Raw genomic sequence first — 18,554 nt, 5'->3', positions numbered from 1 at the left:
GCCGCAAGAAGATACATTCTAAGCCAGTCTGTGCCAAAATAGCAGGTTTGAATAGGCGTGCGCTTTGCCGCCGACAATAATGAGTTCAGCGGAGCCGTTGTCCATGCAGGATCGCAATTTTGACGATATTGCTGAAAAATTTGCGCGTAATATTTACGGCACCACGAAAGGAAAAATCCGCCAGGCGGTGGTTTGGCAGGATCTGACCGGGCTGCTGGCGCAGTTGCCGCAGCGGCCGCTGCGCATCCTCGACGCCGGGGGCGGTGAAGGCCATATGGCCTGCCAGCTGGCAGAATTAGGACATCAGGTGTTGTTGTGCGATCTTTCTGGTGAGATGATCCAGCGCGCCGCGCAGCTGGCGGAGCAGAAAGGTGTGAGCCAGAACATGCAATTCGTACAAAGTTCTGCGCAGGATATCGCTCAACATTTGGAACAGCCGGTTGATCTGATATTGTTTCATGCAGTGCTTGAATGGATCGCCGAGCCCGAAGCGGCGCTGCAGGCGTTGTATAACTGCCTGACGCCGGGCGGCGCGCTGTCGCTGATGTTCTTCAACGCCAATGGCCTCTTGATGCGCAACGTGGTGTTGGGTAATTTCCAACTGGTGGAGCCCGAGGTCAGACGCCGCCGCAAGCGTTCGCTGTCGCCGCAATACCCGCACGATCCGCTATTGGTCTACGGTTGGCTGGAACAGCTGGGCATGCGTATCAGCGGCAAAACCGGCGTGCGGGTGTTCCACGACTATCTGCAGAGCAGACAGCTGCAAACACAAAAATTTGAAGAGTTACTGGCGCTTGAACAGCACTATTGCCGGCAGGAGCCGTACGTGAGTTTGGGGCGCTACATTCACGTCATGGCGCATAAACCAAACCTGAAGGACGAACTATGAGTGAATTTTCCCAGACAGTACCCGAACTGGTCGCCTGGGCACGGAAAAATGATTTCTCTATTTCGCTCCCTACGGAGCGTCTCGCATTTCTGCTCGCCATCGCCACCCTGAACGGCGAACGGCTGGACGGCGAGATGAGCGAAGGTGAGCTGGTTGATGCATTTCGCCATGTCAGCAAGGGTTTTGAACAGACGCATGAAACGGTGGCGATGCGCGCCAACAATGCGATCAACGACATGGTGCGCCAGCGCCTGTTGAACCGCTTTACCAGCGAACTGGCGGACGGCAACGCGATTTACCGCCTCACGCCGCTGGGTATCGGCATTACCGATTACTATATTCGCCAACGCGAATTCTCCACGCTGCGCCTGTCGATGCAGCTGTCGATCGTGGCGCAGGAGCTCAAGCGCGCCGCCGACGCCGCCGACGAGGGCGGCGACGATTTCCATTGGCACCGCAACGTGTTCGCGCCGTTGAAATATTCGGTGGCGGAAATTTTCGACAGCATCGACATGACCCAACGCGTGATGGACGAGCAGCAGCAGAGCGTGAAAAACGACATTGCGGCGCTACTGAGCAAAGACTGGCGGGCGGCGATCTCCAGCTGTGAAATGCTGCTGTCGGAAACCTCGGGCACCCTGCGCGAGCTGCAGGATACGCTGGATGCGGCGGGCGATAAGCTGCAGGCCAACCTGCTGCGCATCCAGGATGCGACCCTCGGCAACGTGGAGCTGGGCTTCGTCGACAAACTGGTGTTCGATCTGCAAAGCAAGCTGGATCGCATCATCAGCTGGGGCCAGCAGGCGATCGACCTGTGGATCGGTTACGATCGTCACGTACATAAATTTATCCGTACCGCTATCGATATGGATAAAAACCGCGTGTTCGCCCAACGCCTGCGCCAGTCGGTGCAAACCTATTTCGACCACCCGTGGGCGCTGACCCATGCCAATGCCGATCGTCTGCTGGACATGCGCGACGAAGAACTGGCGCTGCGCAGCGAGGAAGTGACCGGGGAACTGCCGCCGGATCTGGAGTTCGAAGAGTTCAGCGAAATTCGCGAACAGCTGGCGGCAATGATCGAAGAGGCGCTGAAGGTGTATCAGGAACAGCAGATGCCGCTCAACCTTGCAGCGGTGATGCGCGATTATCTGGCGCAATATCCGCGTGCGCGTCATTTCGACGTGGCACGTTTAGTGGTCGACCAGGCAGTGCGCCTCGGTGTGGCTGAAGCAGATTTCTCAGGGTTGCCGGCGGAATGGCAGGCAATCAATGATTACGGAGCCAAGGTCCAGGCCCATGTCATCGACAAATATTGAACAAGTAATGCCAGTCAAACTGGCCAAGGCACTGTCCAACTCGCTGTTCCCGGCGCTGGATAGCCAACTGCGCGCGGGTCGTCACATCGGTATCGATGAGCTGGACAACCACGCCTTTTTAATGGATTTCCAGGATGAGCTGGAAGAATTTTACACCCGTTACAGCGTCGAGCTGATTCGGGCGCCGGAAGGTTTCTTCTATTTGCGCCCGCGCTCCACCACGCTGATCCCGCGCTCGGTGCTGTCCGAACTGGATATGATGGTCGGTAAAATCTTGTGCTACCTGTATCTCAGCCCCGAGCGCCTGGCGCATGAGGGCATTTTCAGCCATCAGGAGCTGTACGACGAGCTGCTGAGCCTGGCCGATGAGAACAAGCTGCTGAAGTTCGTCAACCAGCGCTCCACCGGCTCGGATCTCGATCGGCAGAAGCTGCACGAAAAGGTGCGCACCTCGCTGAACCGCCTGCGCCGCCTCGGCATGGTCTACTTCATGGGCAATGACAGCAGCAAGTTCCGCATTACCGAGGCGGTGTTCCGCTTCGGCGCCGACGTGCGCAGCGGCGACGATCCGCGTGAAGCGCAGCTGCGCATGATTCGCGACGGCGAGGCGATGCCGGTTGAAACCAGCCTGTCGCTGAACGATGAGAATGAGGCTGAGGATCAGCAGGTTGATAACGCTCCTGACGGTGCAGAGGATGAACAGGAATGATTGAACGCGGTAAATTTCGCTCGCTGACGCTGGTTAACTGGAACGGCTTCTTCGCCCGCACCTTTGATCTGGATGAGCTGGTGACCACGCTGTCCGGCGGTAACGGGGCAGGGAAATCCACCACCATGGCGGCCTTCGTCACCGCACTGATCCCCGATCTGACGCTGCTGCACTTTCGTAACACCACCGAGGCGGGCGCCACCAGCGGCTCGCGCGATAAAGGCCTGCACGGCAAGCTGCGCGCCGGTGTGTGTTATTCGACCCTCGACGTCGTCAACTCGCGCCACCAGCGCGTGGTGGTGGGCGTGCGTCTGCAGCAGGTGGCGGGGCGCGATCGCAAGGTCGACATCAAACCCTTCACCATCCAGGGCCTGCCGACCGCGGTGCAGCCGACCGAGCTGCTGACCCAGACCGTGGGTGAGCGCCAGGCGCGCGTGCTGTCGCTACAGGAGCTGAAGGATCGCGTGGAAGAGATGGAGGGCGTGCAGTTCAAGCAGTTCAACTCCATCACCGATTACCACTCGCTGATGTTTGATCTGGGCGTGATCCCGAAACGCCTGCGTTCGTCTGCCGATCGCAGCAAGTTCTACCGTCTGATTGAAGCGTCGCTGTACGGCGGTATCTCCAGCGCCATCACCCGCTCGCTGCGCGACTATCTGCTGCCGGAAAACAGCGGCGTGCGCAAGGCGTTCCAGGACATGGAAGCGGCGCTGCGCGAAAACCGCATGACGCTGGAGGCGATCCGCGTCACCCAGTCGGACCGCGACTTGTTCAAGCATCTGATCTCCGAGGCCACTTCCTATGTGGCGGCGGACTATATGCGCCACGCCAACGAACGCCGCATCCACCTGGACGGCGCGCTGGCGCTGCGCAGCGATCTGTTGGGCAGCCGCAAGCAGCTGGCCGCCGAACAGTATCGCCACGTGGAAATGGCGCGTGAGCTGAGCGAACAGAGCGGTGCCGAATCCGATCTGGAAACCGATTACCAGGCCGCCAGCGACCACCTGAATCTGGTGCAAACGGCGATGCGTCAGCAGGAGAAGATCGAACGCTATGAAGCCGATCTGGAAGAGCTGACCTACCGTCTGGAAGAGCAGAACGAAGTGGTGGCCGAGGCGAGCGAGCAACAGGCCGAAAACGAAGCGCGCGCCGAAGCGGCCGAGCTGGAAGTGGACGAACTGAAGAGCCAACTGGCCGACTACCAGCAGGCGCTCGACGTGCAGCAGACCCGCGCCATTCAGTACCAACAGGCGCTGCAGGCGTTGGAGCGCGCACGCGCCCTGTGCCAACTGCCGGATCTGACCGCCGATAACGCCGAACAGTGGCTGGACACCTTCCAGGCCCGCGAACAGGAAGCGACCGAAGCGTTGCTGATGCTGGAACAGAAGCTGAGCGTGGCCGACGCCGCGCATGGCCAGTTTGAACAGGCCTATCAGCTGGTGGGGAAAATCGCCGGCCAGGTCAGCCGCAGCGAAGCCTGGCAGTGCGCGCGCGAATTGCTGCGCGACTGGCCTTCGCAGCAACACCTCGCCGAGCGCGTTCAGCCCCTGCGACTGCGCCTGAGCGAACTGGAACAGCGCCTGCGTTCGCAGCAGGATGCCGAGCGCCTGCTGCAAGAGTTTTGCAAACGCCATGGCCAAGAGTACCAGCCTGACGATCTCGATATGCTGCAGCAGGAGCTGGAAGAGCGCCTGGAAGCGCTGTCGCAGAACGTCAGCGAAGCCGGTGAACGCCGCATGGAGATGCGCCAGGAGCTGGAGCAGATCCAGCAGCGCATCCGTGAGCTGACGGCGCGCGCGCCGGTGTGGCTGGCGGCGCAGGACGCCCTGGGCCAGCTCAGCGATCAGAGCGGAGAGCCGCTGGAAAACAGCCAGCAGGTGACCGAATACATGCAGCAACTGCTGGAGCGCGAGCGTGAAACCACCGTCGAGCGCGACGAAGTGGCGGCCCGCAAACGTGAAGTGGAAGCGCAGATCGAACGTCTCAGCCAGCCGGGCGGCGCGGAAGATCAGCGCCTGGTCACGCTGGCCGAACGTTTCGGCGGCGTGCTGCTGTCGGAAATTTACGATGACGTCACCATCGACGACGCGCCTTACTTCTCGGCGCTGTACGGCCCTTCGCGCCACGCTATCGTGGTGCCGGATCTGTCGCTGGTGCGCGAGATGCTCGAAGGGCTGGAAGATTGCCCGGAAGATCTGTACCTGATCGAAGGGGATCCGCAGTCGTTCGATGACAGCGTGTTCGCCGTCGAAGAGCAGGACAAAGCGGTGGTGGTGAAGATCGCCGATCGCCAGTGGCGTTATTCCCGCTACCCGGAAGTGCCGTTGTTCGGCCGCGCGGCGCGCGAAAACCGCCTGGAAGTGCTGCATGCCGAGCGTGAAACGCTGGCGGAGCGCTATGCCACGCTGTCGTTCGACGTGCAGAAAACCCAACGCTCTCACCAGGCTTTCAGCCGCTTTATCGGTACCCATCTGGCGGTGGCGTTCGACGCCGACCCGGAAGCGGAGATCCGCGGCCTGAACGCCCGTCGTGGCGAGATCGAACGCGCGCTGAACAATCATGAAGCGCAGAACCAGCAGCAGCGTCAGCAGTACGATCAGGCCAAAGAGGGCATTTCCGCGCTCAACCGCCTGATGCCGCTGGTGTCGTTGCTGAACGATGAAACGTTGCAGGACCGCGTCGACGAGATCCGCGAAGAGTTGGAAGAAGCGCAGGACGCCGCGCGTCATATTCAGCAGCACGGTGTGTCGCTGACCAAGCTGGAACCGCTGCTGTCGGTGCTGCAGAGCGATCCGCAGCAGCATGAACAGTTGCAGCAGGACTACGCGCAGGCGCAAAGCGTGCAGCGTCAGGCTAAACAGCAGGCGTTCGCGCTGACTGAAGTGGTGCAGCGTCGCGCGCACTTCAGCTACACCGACTCTGCCGGCATGCAGAATGCCAACAACGATCTCAACGACAAGCTGCGCCAGCGCCTGGAGCAGGCGGAAGCCGAACGCGCCCGCGCCCGCGAGCAGCTGCGTCAGTATCAAACCCAGTTCACCCAGTACAGCCAGGTGCTGGCCTCGCTGAAAAGTTCGTATGACGCCAAGCGCGACATGCTGAAAGAGCTGAGCCAGGAGCTGGTGGACATCGGCGTGCAGGCCGACGCCAACGCCGAAGCGCGCGCCCGCGCGCGTCGCGACGAGCTGCATGCGGCGCTAAGCAACAACCGCGCTCGCCGCAATCAGTTGGAGAAACAGCTGACCTTCTGCGAAGCCGAAATGGACGGCCTGCAGAAGAAACTGCGCAAGCTGGAACGCGATTATCATCAGCTGCGCGAGCAGGTGGTGACCGCCAAGGCGGGCTGGTGTGCGGTAATGCGCCTGGTGAAAGACAACGGCGTGGAACGCCGCCTGCATCGCCGCGAGCTGGCGTATATGGATGGCGACGAACTGCGTTCGATGTCGGATAAGGCGCTCGGCGCGCTGCGTCTGGCCGTGGCGGACAACGAACACCTGCGCGACGTGCTGCGCCTGTCGGAAGATCCGAAGCGGCCGGAGCGTAAGATTCAGTTCTATATCGCGGTCTACCAGCATCTGCGCGAACGTATCCGTCAGGACATCATCCGCACCGACGATCCGGTCGAGGCCATTGAGCAGATGGAAATTGAGCTGGGCCGTCTGACCGAAGAGCTGACCGCGCGTGAGCAGAAGCTGGCGATCAGTTCGAAAAGCGTGGCCAACATCATTCGCAAAACCATTCAGCGCGAGCAGAACCGCATTCGCATGTTGAATCAGGGGCTGCAGGCCGTTTCCTTCGGCCAGGTGAAGAGCGTACGGCTGAACGTCAATGTGCGCGAAGCGCATGCCACCCTGCTGGACGTGCTCTCCGAGCAGCAGGAGCAACATCAGGATCTGTTCAACAGCAACCGCCTGACCTTCTCCGAAGCGTTGGCCAAACTGTATCAGCGCCTGAACCCGCAGATCGACATGGGGCAGCGCACGCCGCAGACCATCGGTGAGGAGTTGCTGGATTACCGCAACTACCTGGAGATGGAAGTGGAAGTGTACCGTGGCTCCGATGGCTGGCTGCGTGCGGAAAGCGGCGCGTTGTCTACCGGTGAAGCCATCGGTACCGGGATGTCAATCCTGGTGATGGTGGTGCAGAGCTGGGAAGAAGAATCCCGCCGCCTGCGCGGTAAAGACATCTCGCCATGCCGCCTGCTGTTCCTCGATGAAGCGGCGCGTTTGGATGCCAAGTCGATCGCCACGCTGTTCGAACTGTGCGATCGTCTGGAGATGCAGCTGATCATCGCGGCGCCGGAAAACATCAGTCCGGAGAAGGGCACCACCTATAAACTGGTGCGCAAGGTGTTCCAGAACCACGAGCATGTGCACGTGGTGGGGCTGCGCGGTTTCGCCGGCGAGCCACCGGCGCTGGGCACTGCGCCGGTTGAAACGCCGTAAGGCAGAAAAACGCCCTAAAAATCCGAAAATAGCCGCCGCAGGGTGGCTATTTTTTTGTATGCGTGGATGATAGTCCTGCTTTTTTATCCGTTGAAAAGCGGTTAGTTTAATCACATAAACAGTTATTCGACGCCCGCAGGGCGAAACGGCCTTTCTGTTTGTATACTGAAACTATATGCAGTTTTTGACGTTTTTTTTGTGAGCATACAGGGGGCAAGGGATGTTGCTTAAAAAGGGAAACTCTCTACGACGTTTGGCGCTGAGTGGCGCTATCGCCTGTAGTCTTGTGTCGTCGTTTTCCGCATCGGCCACCGTCACGGCATTGCCGGTGGCATCAGCAGGCATGTCCGTTGCGCAGAGCCGTTCTGAACTGCTGGCCGCGTTGCCGCGTGGCATGGATTTGCACTACCTGTCCACGCTGGCGCCGCTGTATGCGGCGAACCACATGCAGCCGATGTGGCAGGATCGCGAGGCCGTTCAGCAGTTTCAGCAGCAGTTGGCCGAGCTGGCGATGTCCGGCGTGCAGCCGCAGTTCACCCAATGGGTGAAGATGTTGACCGATCCGGCGCTCAGTGAAGCGGGCCGCGATGCGGTGCTGTCCGATGCGATGCTGGGCTATTTGCAGTTCGTCTCCGCCATCGGTGCCAACGGCAACAACTGGCTGTACAGCAATATTCCCTACAAGCTTGGCTTGCCGCCCACCGCGGTGATCAACCAATGGCAGCTGGCGGTGCGTCAGGCGCGTACTCTGAGCTACGTGAATTCGCTCGCGCCGCAGCATCCGCAATACGCCAAGATGCATCAGGCACTGCGCGACATGCTGGCGGACAATCGTCCCTGGCCCCAGGTGGGCAGCGGACCGAGCCTGCGTCCAGGCCAAATGAGCAATGATATCCCGGCGCTGCGTGAGATCCTGACGCGCACCGGTATGCTGGCCGCCTCGGCGCCGGAAGCGGAAGCGGAACCGGCGGTGGTCTCGGCGAAGATCAATGAGCCCGACGACGGCGGGCTGACGGTAGACGAAGAGAAAAGCCGCGTGACGGTCAGCCCATCGGCGGCGCCGGTGACGGAGCTGACCGCGGAACAGACGCCGCCGCAGATTGGCAGCGTGGTGAGCGACAACCTCTATACCGACGAGCTGGTGGAAGGCGTCAAGCGCTTCCAGAAATGGCAGGGGCTGACGGCGGACGGCGTGATCGGCGTGCGCACCCGCGAGTGGCTCAACGTGTCACCGAAAACCCGCGCCGCGCTGTTGGCGTTGAATATCCAACGCCTGCGAATTTTACCGGGGCATGTCGGCACCGGCATTATGGTGAACATTCCCAACTATTCGCTGACCTACTACCAGAACGGCAATGAGGTGCTGTCTTCCCGCGTTATCGTCGGGCGGCCGAGTCGTAAGACGCCGCTGATGAGCAGCGCGTTGAACAACGTGGTGGTCAACCCGCCGTGGAACGTACCGACTACCCTGGTGCGTGAGGACATTGTGCCGAAAGCGATGCGTGACGGTAACTACTTCCAGAAACACGGCTATACGGTACTGTCGGGCTGGAGCAACGATGCGGAAGTGATCAACCCGGCGATGATCGACTGGAGCATGGTTTCTGCGCGCAACTTCCCGTATCGCGTCCGTCAGGCGCCGGGGGCGACCAACTCGCTGGGGCGCTTCAAGTTCAATATGCCGAGCTCGGACGCCATCTACCTGCACGATACCCCGAACCACAGCCTGTTCCAGAAAGACATCCGCGCGCTCAGCTCCGGCTGCGTGCGGGTGAATAAGGCTTCCGATTTGGCGAATATGCTGCTGCAGGACGCCGGCTGGAACAACAGCCGCGTGTCTTCCACGCTGAAAGAGGGGAATACCACTTATGTGAATATTCGCCAGCGCATTCCCGTAAAACTGTATTATCTGACCGCCTGGGTTTCGGATGACGGCCAACCGCAATTCCGTACAGATATTTACAATTATGATAATACGGTGCGATCGGGCGCACAAATTTTGGCTCAGGCCAAAAAATTAATGCAGTAAATGCAGTAATTATAAATAAATAACGGTCAGAATGTTTGGCTATACCGCAGGCTCCCGTCGCCGGGGGCCTGTAAACCTAGGCGTATCGCGGGTTGACTCAGCATACGCAGGCGGTTATGGTTCGGACAGTGCGCTGCTTTGTGCATTTATTTTGACATTCTTGCCGGGTTTAACAGAGTCATGGACAAAATTGATCATCACCGCCGTAAATGGCTGGCGCTAGGTGGCGCCGCTATGGGCATAGCGCTGCTCCCAGGGCAGGCGTTTGCCAGTCTTTCCACCGCTCGACCGCGTATTTTAGTGCTGAATAACCTGAATACCGGTGAATCTATTAAAGCCGAGTTCTTTGACGGCAAAGGGTACAATAAAGAAGAGCTGGTGCGGTTAAATCATCTGTTCCGCGATTATCGCGCCAACAAGGTTAAATCGATCGATCCCCGCTTGTTTGATCACCTTTATCGTCTGCAGGGGCTGCTGGGCACCAGCAAGCCGGTGCAGCTGATCTCCGGTTACCGCTCCGTAGATACCAACAACGAATTGCGCGCACACAGCCGCGGCGTGGCCAAGCACAGCTACCACACCAAGGGCCAGGCGATGGACTTCCACATCGAAGGCATCCAATTGAGTAATATCCGCAAAGCGGCGTTAAAAATGCGCGCCGGTGGTGTAGGATATTACCCACGTAGCAACTTCGTACACATCGATACCGGCCCGGTTCGGACTTGGTAATCGCTGTGCCGTCAGTGAATAACGCCGCCCCTTGCGGAAGCGGCGTTATTGTCGTTGGAGCCTTATGAAATACCATCTTATTCCCGTTACCGCCTTTAGCCAGAATTGCAGCCTGATCTGGTGCGAAAACACGCAGCAGGCGGCGTTGGTCGATCCCGGCGGTGAAGCGGAAAAAATCAAAGCGGAAGTCGCGCAGCAGGGGGTGGCGATCACCCAAATTTTGCTGACGCACGGCCATTTGGATCACGTCGGTGCGGCGGCGGAGCTGGCGGACCATTATCAGGTGCCAATCTACGGCCCGGATAAAGAAGACGCGTTTTGGCTGGATGGTTTGCCGGCGCAGAGCCGGATGTTCGGGCTGGAAGAGTGCGCGCCGCTGACGCCGACTCGCTGGCTGTCGGAAGGCGATGAGATGCAGGTGGGCGAAATGACGCTCAAGGTGCTGCATTGCCCCGGGCATACGCCGGGCCACATCGTCTTTATCAATGAGCAAGCGCGTTTGGCGCTGGTGGGCGACGTGCTGTTTAACGGTGGCGTGGGGCGCAGCGACTTCCCGCGCGGTGACCATCAGGCGCTGATTACCTCTATTCGCACCAAGCTGCTGCCGTTGGGCGACGATATGCGCTTTATTCCTGGCCACGGCCCGATGTCGACCTTTGGCCACGAGCGCCAGACCAACCCGTTCCTGCGCTAAGAGCCGGCGGTGTGGTAGCGATTATTTCCCGGCAGAAATAATCAAGGGCGCATAGAGCGCCCTTTTTTTATGATTTATGGCCTGCGTCGATGCTTTTAGAGCACGGCGACGATGGCTTCACATAGCGGTGCCATGTTGTCCGGCGTCATGCCGGCCACGTTCACCCGGCCCGAGTTCACGGCGTATACGCCGAACTCTTCGCGCAGACGCAGCACCTGTTCTTTGGTCAGGCCGCTGAACGAGAACATGCCGTTCTGCTGGATAATGAAGCTGAAGTCCTGTTGCGCGCCTTTCTCCTGCAGGGTGTTCACGAACAGCTGACGCATGCGGTGAATACGCTGGCGCATGTCGGTCAGCTCCTGTTCCCACATTGCGCGCAGAGCGTCGTTGCCCAGAATGGTGGCGACCACGGCCGCGCCGTGCGACGGCGGGTTGGAGTAGTTGGCGCGAATCGCCGCTTTCACCTGGCTGAAGGCGCGATCGGCGGTTTCGGCATCGGCAGCCACAATGGTGCAAGCGCCGACGCGCTCATTGTACAGACCGAAGTTTTTCGAGTAGGAGCTGGCGACGATCAGCTCTTGATGTTTGGCGGCGAAAATACGCAGGCCCTGCGCATCCTCTTCCAGACCGTTGGCGAAGCCCTGGTAGGCGAAGTCGAACAGCGGCAGCCAGCCATTGGCCACGGAAAGCTCAGCCAGTTGTGCCCACTGCTCCGCCGTTGGATCGATACCGGTCGGGTTATGGCAGCAGCCGTGGAACAGTACGACATCACCGGCCTGGGCCAGTTTCAGGCTGTTCAGCAGGCCGTCGAAATCCAACGCGTGGTTGGTGGCGTCGTAGTAGGCGTATTCCAGCACTTCCAGGCCCACGGCGCTAAAGACGTTCTTGTGGTTCGGCCAACTTGGGTTGCTGATCCAGATGCGTTTGGCGCTGGTCTGGTTAGCGATGAAGTCTGCCGCCACGCGCAGGCCGCCGGTGCCGCCTGGCGTCTGTGCGGTGCGCGCGCGACGATCGGCGACGATCGGGCTCTCTTTACCGAACAGCAGCGCTTGCGTGCAACTGGCGAACGCCGGGATGCCTTCAATACCGAGATAGTTTTTGGTGGTCTCATTTTCCAGCAGATACTGCTCAGCTTTTTTTACGCTGGTCAGCACCGGGGTTTTACCGGTTTCGTCTTTATAAACGCCAATCCCTAAATTGATTTTATTCGGGCGGGCGTCTGCGCGGAAAATGTCGGTCAGGCCCAGGATCGGGTCGGCGGGTGCGGCGGTGATTTTTTCAAACATGTCAGGTGCTTCCAAATCTCGGAGTTAAGCAGACAGAAGCATCAGGGTAACGCCAGTTATCGGCTTTGCCAACCGTTTGCGACAAAAACACCGCGATCTTGTGAAGGGGGAGTATTAGGCAGAAAAAATGATGGGGAAGGAGAAATCGGCAGGATAAAAAGTTACCGGCTGACACAAACAAAAACAGGGCCGAAGCCCTGTTTTTTAACTTAGCCGACGGTAAACCGCCGTTAAGCGAGACAACTTAGAACTGGTACACCAGACCAACAGCGACGATATCGTCGGTAGCGGTGCCGGTTGCTTTGGTGAACTCGTTGTCATCCAGCAGGTTGATTTTGTAATCAACGTAGGTGGACATGTTTTTGTTGAAGTAGTAAGTGGTACCAACAGAAACATATTTAACCAGATCCTGGTCAGAACTTACGCCTGGGACGTTCAGGTTTTTACCTTTAGACTGCAGGTAAGACACTTCTGGACGCAGACCGAAGTCGAACTGGTACTGAGCAGTCACTTCGAAGTTCTGAGTTTTGCTCGCGAAGCCACCGCACTTGTCATCGGTAGCTGCACAGCCTGCACCGAAGTTACCGCCGCCGAACGGAGTCATGTTACGGGTTTCTGCGTACATCGCCGCCAGGTAAACGTTGTTGGCGTCGTATTTCGCGCCCACGGTCCATGCGTCAGCCTTGTCGCCACGCTCGTTGGAACGCAGTTTCTGGTCGTCGGTACGGTTGGAAGAAGCGTATGCAGCGCCGAAGCTTACGCCTTCGCCGATGTCATAAGTAGAGGAGATACCCCAGCCGTCGCCGTTTTGTTTCTTAACGTTACGACCGTCGTTCTGGTTTTTGCCCTGGTATTGCAGAGCGAAGTTCAGACCGTCAACCAGACCGAAGAAGTTGTTGTTACGATAGGTCGCAACGCCGTTGGTACGGCCGGTCATGAAGTTGTCGGAGTAGGTGTAAGTATCGCCACCGAACTCTGGCAGCATATCGGTCCAGCCTTCTACGTCGTACAGTACGCCGTAGTTACGGCCGTAGTCGAAGGAGCCGTAGTCAGCGAATTTCAGACCAGCGAAGCCCAGACGGGTTTTGGTGCCTTCGGTGCCCTGAGACTCGGAGTGGTTAGCCTGGACGTTGTATTCCCACTGGCCGTAACCGGTCAGTTGGTCAGTAATCTGAGTTTCACCTTTGAAGCCGAAACGAACATAGGTCTGATCGCCGTCGTTACCTTTGTCGTCGGAGAAGTAGTGCAGACCGTCAACTTTGCCGTACAGATCCAGCTTGTTGCCGTCTTTGTTGTAGATTTCAGCTGCGTTTGCTGCACCAGCAGCCAACAGAGCCGGGATAACCACTGCAAGAATGTTGCGCTTCATCATTATTACCCTCATTGGTGTTATTCGGACACCTTTGCCACTGCCGCCAATAATTCTTTGGGAACTATTGTTGATAGATTGGTGTCGTCCTGTGTCTGAACGCAGTGTTCCATTCACAGGCGGGTTAATCTAGGACGAAAATGATACCAATGTCCCAATCAGGTTGCAAAAGGAAAGTATGTGTAACCAAATGTAATTTTTCGGGAACTTTGTGACGTGCGTCAATATTAAAAAATGCGAAAGGCCAGCGAGGCTGGCCTTTGTTTTGTAACGAAATCGTTTAAAAAACGTTTGATCGTATGAATTAGAAGCTTGCGTTACGTGGTGTGCGTGGGAACGGGATTACATCGCGCACGTTTTGCACGCCGGTGACATAGGCGATTAAACGTTCAAAGCCCAGGCCGAAACCGGAATGCGGCACGGTACCGTAACGGCGCAGATCGCGATACCACCAGTAGTCTTCTTTATTCAGACCCATCTCTTCCAGACGTTGATCGAGCACGTCGAGACGTTCTTCACGCTGAGAACCCCCGATGATTTCACCGATGCCCGGCGCCAGTACGTCCATGGCTGCAACGGTTTTGCCGTCTTCGTTCATACGCATATAGAATGCTTTGATGTCTTTCGGGTAGTTTTTCACCACCACCGGTGCCTGGAAGTGTTTCTCCGCCAGATAACGCTCATGTTCGGAAGAGAGATCGATGCCCCAGGAAACCGGGTTTTCGAAGGTTTGGCCCGAGGCCAGCAGGATCTCAATGGCGTCGGTGTAGTCCACCTGAGCGAAATCGGAAGAGACGAAGCGCTCCAGACGAGAGATTGCGTCTTTATCCACGCGCTCGGCGAAGAATTTCAGATCGTCTGCTCGTTCATCCAGCACCGCCTGGAACACATACTTCAGCATGCTTTCGGCCAGGCCGGCGACATCGTCCAGCGTCGCGAAGGCCACTTCCGGCTCGATCATCCAGAATTCCGCCAAATGGCGGCTGGTGTTGGAGTTTTCAGCGCGGAAGGTTGGGCCGAAGGTGTATACCTTGGACAGCGCACAGGCGTAGGTTTCGCCGTTCAGCTGGCCGGATACGGTGAGGAAGGCTTCCTTACCGAAGAAGTCCTGGCTGAAATCGACGGCGCCCTTGTCGGTGCGCGGCAGGTTTTCCAGATCCAGCGTGGACACGCGGAACATCTCGCCGGCGCCTTCAGTGTCGGAGGCGGTGATCAGCGGGGTAGAGACCCAGAAATAGCCATTTTCATGGAAGAAGCGGTGGATCGCCTGCGCCAGGGTATGGCGCACGCGCGCCACGGCGCCGATCAGGTTGGTGCGCGGGCGCAGGTGGGCCACTTCGCGCAGGTATTCGATGCTGTGACGTTTGGCCGCCATCGGGTAGGTGTCCGGATCGTCGACCCAGCCGACCACTTTGATCGCGGTGGCCTGCAGTTCGAAGCTCTGGCCTTCGCCCGGTGAGGCGACGACCTTGCCGGTAACTTCAATCGAACAGCCGGTGGTCAGGTGCAGCACTTCATCCTGATAATTCGGCAGAGAATTATTAACGACGGCCTGTAACGGATCAAAGCAGGAACCGTCATAGACGGCCAGGAAGGAGATACCAGCTTTTGAATCTCTCCGGGTACGTACCCAGCCGCGTACGGTGACTTCACTGTCAACCGCAGCACGACCTTGCAGTACGTCGACTACAGGCACTACGCTCATAGATTTCTCTCTTTAATAATTTGGTTTAGAAATAGCTTACAACCCAAGAATATGGGGGTAATGGCTATGTTACTTGCCGCGGTGCAGAGCACAAGCAGAAATCATCGGATTGGCGCAACATTTATCGTGGCTGGCTGAAAAGAGGGCGGTCGGGATAAAAACAAAAAAGCCGACGCGTGGACCGGGCCGGCTTTCTCTCTATATATAGAAGGCTCAGCTGGCTTTCTTCACCAGCGGCAGATCGAAGGCCTTGCGCAGGGCTCTGACGAACGCCTGATCCTGACAAATGGTTTTGCCGGGGCTGTCGGAGAGCTTGGCCACCGGCTTGCCTTTGCACTCGACCAGCTTGATCACGATATTCAGCGGTTTGACGCCGGGAATATCGCAGGTCAGGCGCGTGCCGATGCCGAAGCCGAGATTGATGCGCTGGTAGAAATGGCGATAGAGCGCCAGCGCTTTTTCCAGATCCAGGTTGTCCGAGAACACCAGCGTTTTGCTCATTGGGTCTATGCCCAGTTTCTGATAGTGGGCAATGGCCTTTTCACCCCATTCGACGGGATCGCCCGAATCATGGCGCAGCCCCTGATAACGCTCGGCGAACTGCGGGCCGAAGTCGCGCAGGAAGGCATCCATGGTGATGCAGTCGGTGAGCGCGATGCCAAGCTGGTCGGGGTATTCATCCAACCAGGCTTGCAATGCGGCACGCTGGCTGTTGGCCAGCACCGGGCTTATCTGCTGATGCGCCTGGAACCACTCATGCGCCTGAGTGCCGACCGGCGCCAGGCCCAGTTGGTGCGCCAGATCGTAATTGCTGGTGCCCGACAGGTACGGGAATTCGGCCTGCAAGGTGCTGACAATGGCCTGTTGCACGCCTTGAGAGAAACGGCGACGGGTGCCGAAGTCCATCAGCTTGAAGCGCGAAAGATCCAGATCGCCCGCCAACGTCTTGAACTGCGCCAGCTTGGTTTGCAGGTGTGCCACCGCCTGTTCCGGCGTCGCCAGCGGAGAGCGCCGACGGTGCACCACTTCGCTGATCACCGCCAGCAACGGCACTTCCCACATGATCACTTCACGCCAGGGGCCGGCGATGCGGATTTGCAGCTTGCCGTCGCGATTGTCGATAGTGACCTGCTGCGGATCGTAGCGGAACGTTCGCAGCCAGTTCAGGTAATCTTGACGGAAGAAGGGCAGGCCCGAAAGATAAGCGAATTCGGCATCGGTCAGCGCCAGCCGGCTCATCAGCGCCACCTGCGCGCGGATCTCGTCGGCATATTCGCCCAGCAGTTCGTCGCCGCGGCAGCGGAATTCCGCCGCCACGCTGATCGCGGGATAGCGATGGAACACTGCTTGCTGCATATGAAGCTTATAAGCATCGGTATCAAGCAGTGATGTCAAAATCGGGGAAGCGTATTGAGTCATAGCGCGTTACAGCATCCTCGTCAGGCGCGTGTCCAAATCCGGATAATCATAAAAGTGGGGGTGGAGTATACCCGGATTATCCTGTTATTGAAGCTGCATCACACCATAAATCACCAAAGCGGGTCGAGGATTAAACGTGCCTTTATGGCGGCCTGATGGCGACGGGGAAGAAAAAAAGCCAGATATGCCTGTAAGGTGAATGACTTAGCCTAATTAGTCATAAAAATTATAATGTTAATTATTTTAAACAGCGAATCAGATAAAGCCGGCCTGGGTATGCACGCTGACCCGATCCTTGCCGTTCTTTTTGCAAAAATAGAGCGCTTCGTCCGCCTGTTTGATCGCCGCCTGCAGCGCGGTGAACGCGTTGACCGGCGCGATGCCGCAACTGGTGGTGAAACGCACTTGTCGTCCGTCGGCCAGATGTAGCGTGAGGCGATGAGTGCGGGCGCGCAATTGCTCCATGATGTCCCGCGCGTTGTCCAACGAACAGTTGCCCAGCAGCACCGCGAATTCTTCGCCGCCATAGCGGCAGAAAATGTCGCTGGCGCGGAACGCGCGTTGCAGCAGGTGGCCAAAGGCCACCAGCGCCCGGTCGCCCACGTCGTGGCCGTAGCTGTCGTTGAGCTGTTTGAAGTTGTCGATGTCGATCAGGCAAAAGGCCTGCGGGTAGCTGCCGTCGCCCAGCAGCTGACATTCAAGGAAGAATTTACGGCGGTTGTAAATATTGGTGAGCGGATCGAGGAAGGAAGAGGCCTCGAGCTCTTTAATCAGCAGTTGCTTCTCACTTTCCAGCGAGACCTTGTCCAACTGGTATTGCCTGAGCTGCTGAATGGCGTCGCTGATGGCGATCAATTCCTGGCTGTAGAAGGCGTCGTTTCGATCGATATTCATCTCACCGCGCGACAGCCGCACGATATTATTGTGGGTCTTGGTCAGCCAGCGGTTGATGCTGGTGCAGAACACCAGCGCCGGCAAAATGAACAGCAACACGACCAGGCCGGCGAGTGCGATCATGCCGTAAATGGTCGTCTGGCTGTCGTAAATCTTGTGGCGCGAGGCGAGAGTTTCCAATTCGAAGCTGCGTTGATACAGCGCCTGCGAAAGCCCGCTCACATCGTTGACATAGCCCGAAATAAGCGCTGTGGGGTAGGGCTTATGGGTATCGATAGCGGTGTACAGCCCATCGGTAATCTGCTGGAGGCGCTCAGCGGACACTTGGGCGAGCAACGGATTGACGATGTTGTTGATTTGTACATCGTCGTAGTTGATCTTCATGAAGATCAATCGGGTGCTCAGCGCGTTCAGCACGCCGGTCAGCTGAATGGACTTCAGATAGGCGTCTTTGCGAACGAGCGGGCTGACGTTGACGTCGATAATCTGATCGCTCAATTCGGTCAATGACATATTCAGCCGGTTATTGAGGCGGATGGCCTCGAGAAACATAAAGGAGTCGGTATCCACCATCCGGGTATCGTAGGTGTAACGGTAATAACTCTTGCTGGTTTGCGAGATGTAATAGGCGCTATTGATGTTGAACAGATTGGCGTTGGTGTTATTGACCTGCGAAAGCTGCAGGTTGTCATTATCCAGCAGTTGTTTCATCAAAGCGATCATCGACAGCGCAGCGATTTTTTGCCGAACCCCGAGCTGTCTGGCGACTTCATCGTCCAGATGTTCGCGGATCCGGGTGATTTTCTCGCGCGCCACCCGATCGGCGGCCAAACATTGGGCGCGGGTGATTTGCGGATCGATCAGGCTCAATCGTTTGAGGCGGTGAGCCAGCAACGCAGCCTGAAAGGCTTCGGAGATTTCTTTGGCGCGATCAATTTTGTACAGGTTGAGCTGGTTGTCGCGGTAGTCGGTATGGGCTTCGAGCAGCTCATCGACGATGAACAGCGAGAAGGAAGTCATCAGGCACAGGGTAAAAAAATAGATTGCGTATTTAATTTTCATAGTGC

Annotated in this window: 12 protein-coding genes; 7 read left to right on the top strand and 5 right to left on the bottom strand. The window is 57.8% G+C overall.

What is annotated here, in order from left to right:
- The first annotated feature begins 103 nt into the window (after window positions 1-103).
- The 7 genes from cmoM to ACYF6X_RS11575 all read left to right on the top strand — a co-directional run bounded on the left by cmoM (window position 104) and on the right by ACYF6X_RS11575 (window position 10,814).
- Window positions 104-889: a tRNA uridine 5-oxyacetic acid(34) methyltransferase CmoM gene (cmoM, locus tag ACYF6X_RS11605; protein ID WP_063989431.1), complete on the top strand. Its 786-nt coding sequence runs from the start codon at window positions 104-106 to the stop codon at window positions 887-889.
- On the top strand, window positions 886-2,208 hold the full coding sequence (mukF, locus tag ACYF6X_RS11600) for a chromosome partition protein MukF (RefSeq protein ID WP_004928228.1): 1,323 nt from the start codon (window positions 886-888) through the stop codon (window positions 2,206-2,208). Before cmoM ends, mukF begins: the two co-directional genes overlap by 4 nt.
- Window positions 2,189-2,917, top strand: coding sequence for a chromosome partition protein MukE (mukE, locus tag ACYF6X_RS11595; RefSeq protein ID WP_033637863.1), 729 nt, complete (start codon window positions 2,189-2,191; stop codon window positions 2,915-2,917). Before mukF ends, mukE begins: the two co-directional genes overlap by 20 nt.
- Window positions 2,914-7,362 (top strand): chromosome partition protein MukB, encoded by a 4,449-nt coding sequence (gene mukB / locus ACYF6X_RS11590; protein WP_107227723.1) that lies wholly within the window; start codon window positions 2,914-2,916, stop codon window positions 7,360-7,362. Before mukE ends, mukB begins: the two co-directional genes overlap by 4 nt.
- Window positions 7,363-7,582: 220 nt before the next feature.
- Window positions 7,583-9,391: a L,D-transpeptidase gene (gene ldtD / locus ACYF6X_RS11585; RefSeq protein ID WP_074181186.1), complete on the top strand. Its 1,809-nt coding sequence runs from the start codon at window positions 7,583-7,585 to the stop codon at window positions 9,389-9,391.
- 180 nt (window positions 9,392-9,571) lie between these two features.
- Complete coding sequence (locus ACYF6X_RS11580; protein WP_025302289.1) at window positions 9,572-10,120, top strand: YcbK family protein; 549 nt, start codon at window positions 9,572-9,574, stop codon at window positions 10,118-10,120.
- Between the two features lie 64 nt (window positions 10,121-10,184).
- Window positions 10,185-10,814: an MBL fold metallo-hydrolase gene (locus tag ACYF6X_RS11575; RefSeq protein WP_130017643.1), complete on the top strand. Its 630-nt coding sequence runs from the start codon at window positions 10,185-10,187 to the stop codon at window positions 10,812-10,814.
- A gap of 95 nt (window positions 10,815-10,909) precedes the next feature.
- On the opposite strand, the gene ACYF6X_RS11570 is transcribed toward ACYF6X_RS11575, so the two are convergent.
- From ACYF6X_RS11570 to ACYF6X_RS11550, 5 genes are all read right to left on the bottom strand, one after another.
- Window positions 10,910-12,100: an amino acid aminotransferase gene (locus ACYF6X_RS11570; RefSeq protein ID WP_063989435.1), complete on the bottom strand. Its 1,191-nt coding sequence runs from the start codon at window positions 12,098-12,100 to the stop codon at window positions 10,910-10,912.
- Between the two features lie 244 nt (window positions 12,101-12,344).
- Entirely contained in the window at window positions 12,345-13,472 is a 1,128-nt protein-coding gene (gene ompC, locus ACYF6X_RS11565; protein WP_063989436.1) for a porin OmpC, read from the bottom strand.
- Window positions 13,473-13,773: 301 nt separating this feature from the next.
- Window positions 13,774-15,174: an asparagine--tRNA ligase gene (asnS, locus tag ACYF6X_RS11560; protein ID WP_063989437.1), complete on the bottom strand. Its 1,401-nt coding sequence runs from the start codon at window positions 15,172-15,174 to the stop codon at window positions 13,774-13,776.
- A 213-nt stretch (window positions 15,175-15,387) separates the two neighbouring features.
- Complete coding sequence (gene pncB, locus ACYF6X_RS11555) at window positions 15,388-16,593, bottom strand: nicotinate phosphoribosyltransferase (RefSeq protein ID WP_049213672.1); 1,206 nt, start codon at window positions 16,591-16,593, stop codon at window positions 15,388-15,390.
- A 255-nt stretch (window positions 16,594-16,848) separates the two neighbouring features.
- Window positions 16,849-18,549: a GGDEF domain-containing protein gene (locus ACYF6X_RS11550; RefSeq protein ID WP_107227724.1), complete on the bottom strand. Its 1,701-nt coding sequence runs from the start codon at window positions 18,547-18,549 to the stop codon at window positions 16,849-16,851.
- Between the last annotated feature and the right edge of the window lie 5 nt (window positions 18,550-18,554).

The sequence above is a fragment of the Serratia sp. ID 25-353 genome (assembly GCF_054792795.1).
This window is presented reverse-complemented; position numbering and strand designations above follow the sequence as displayed.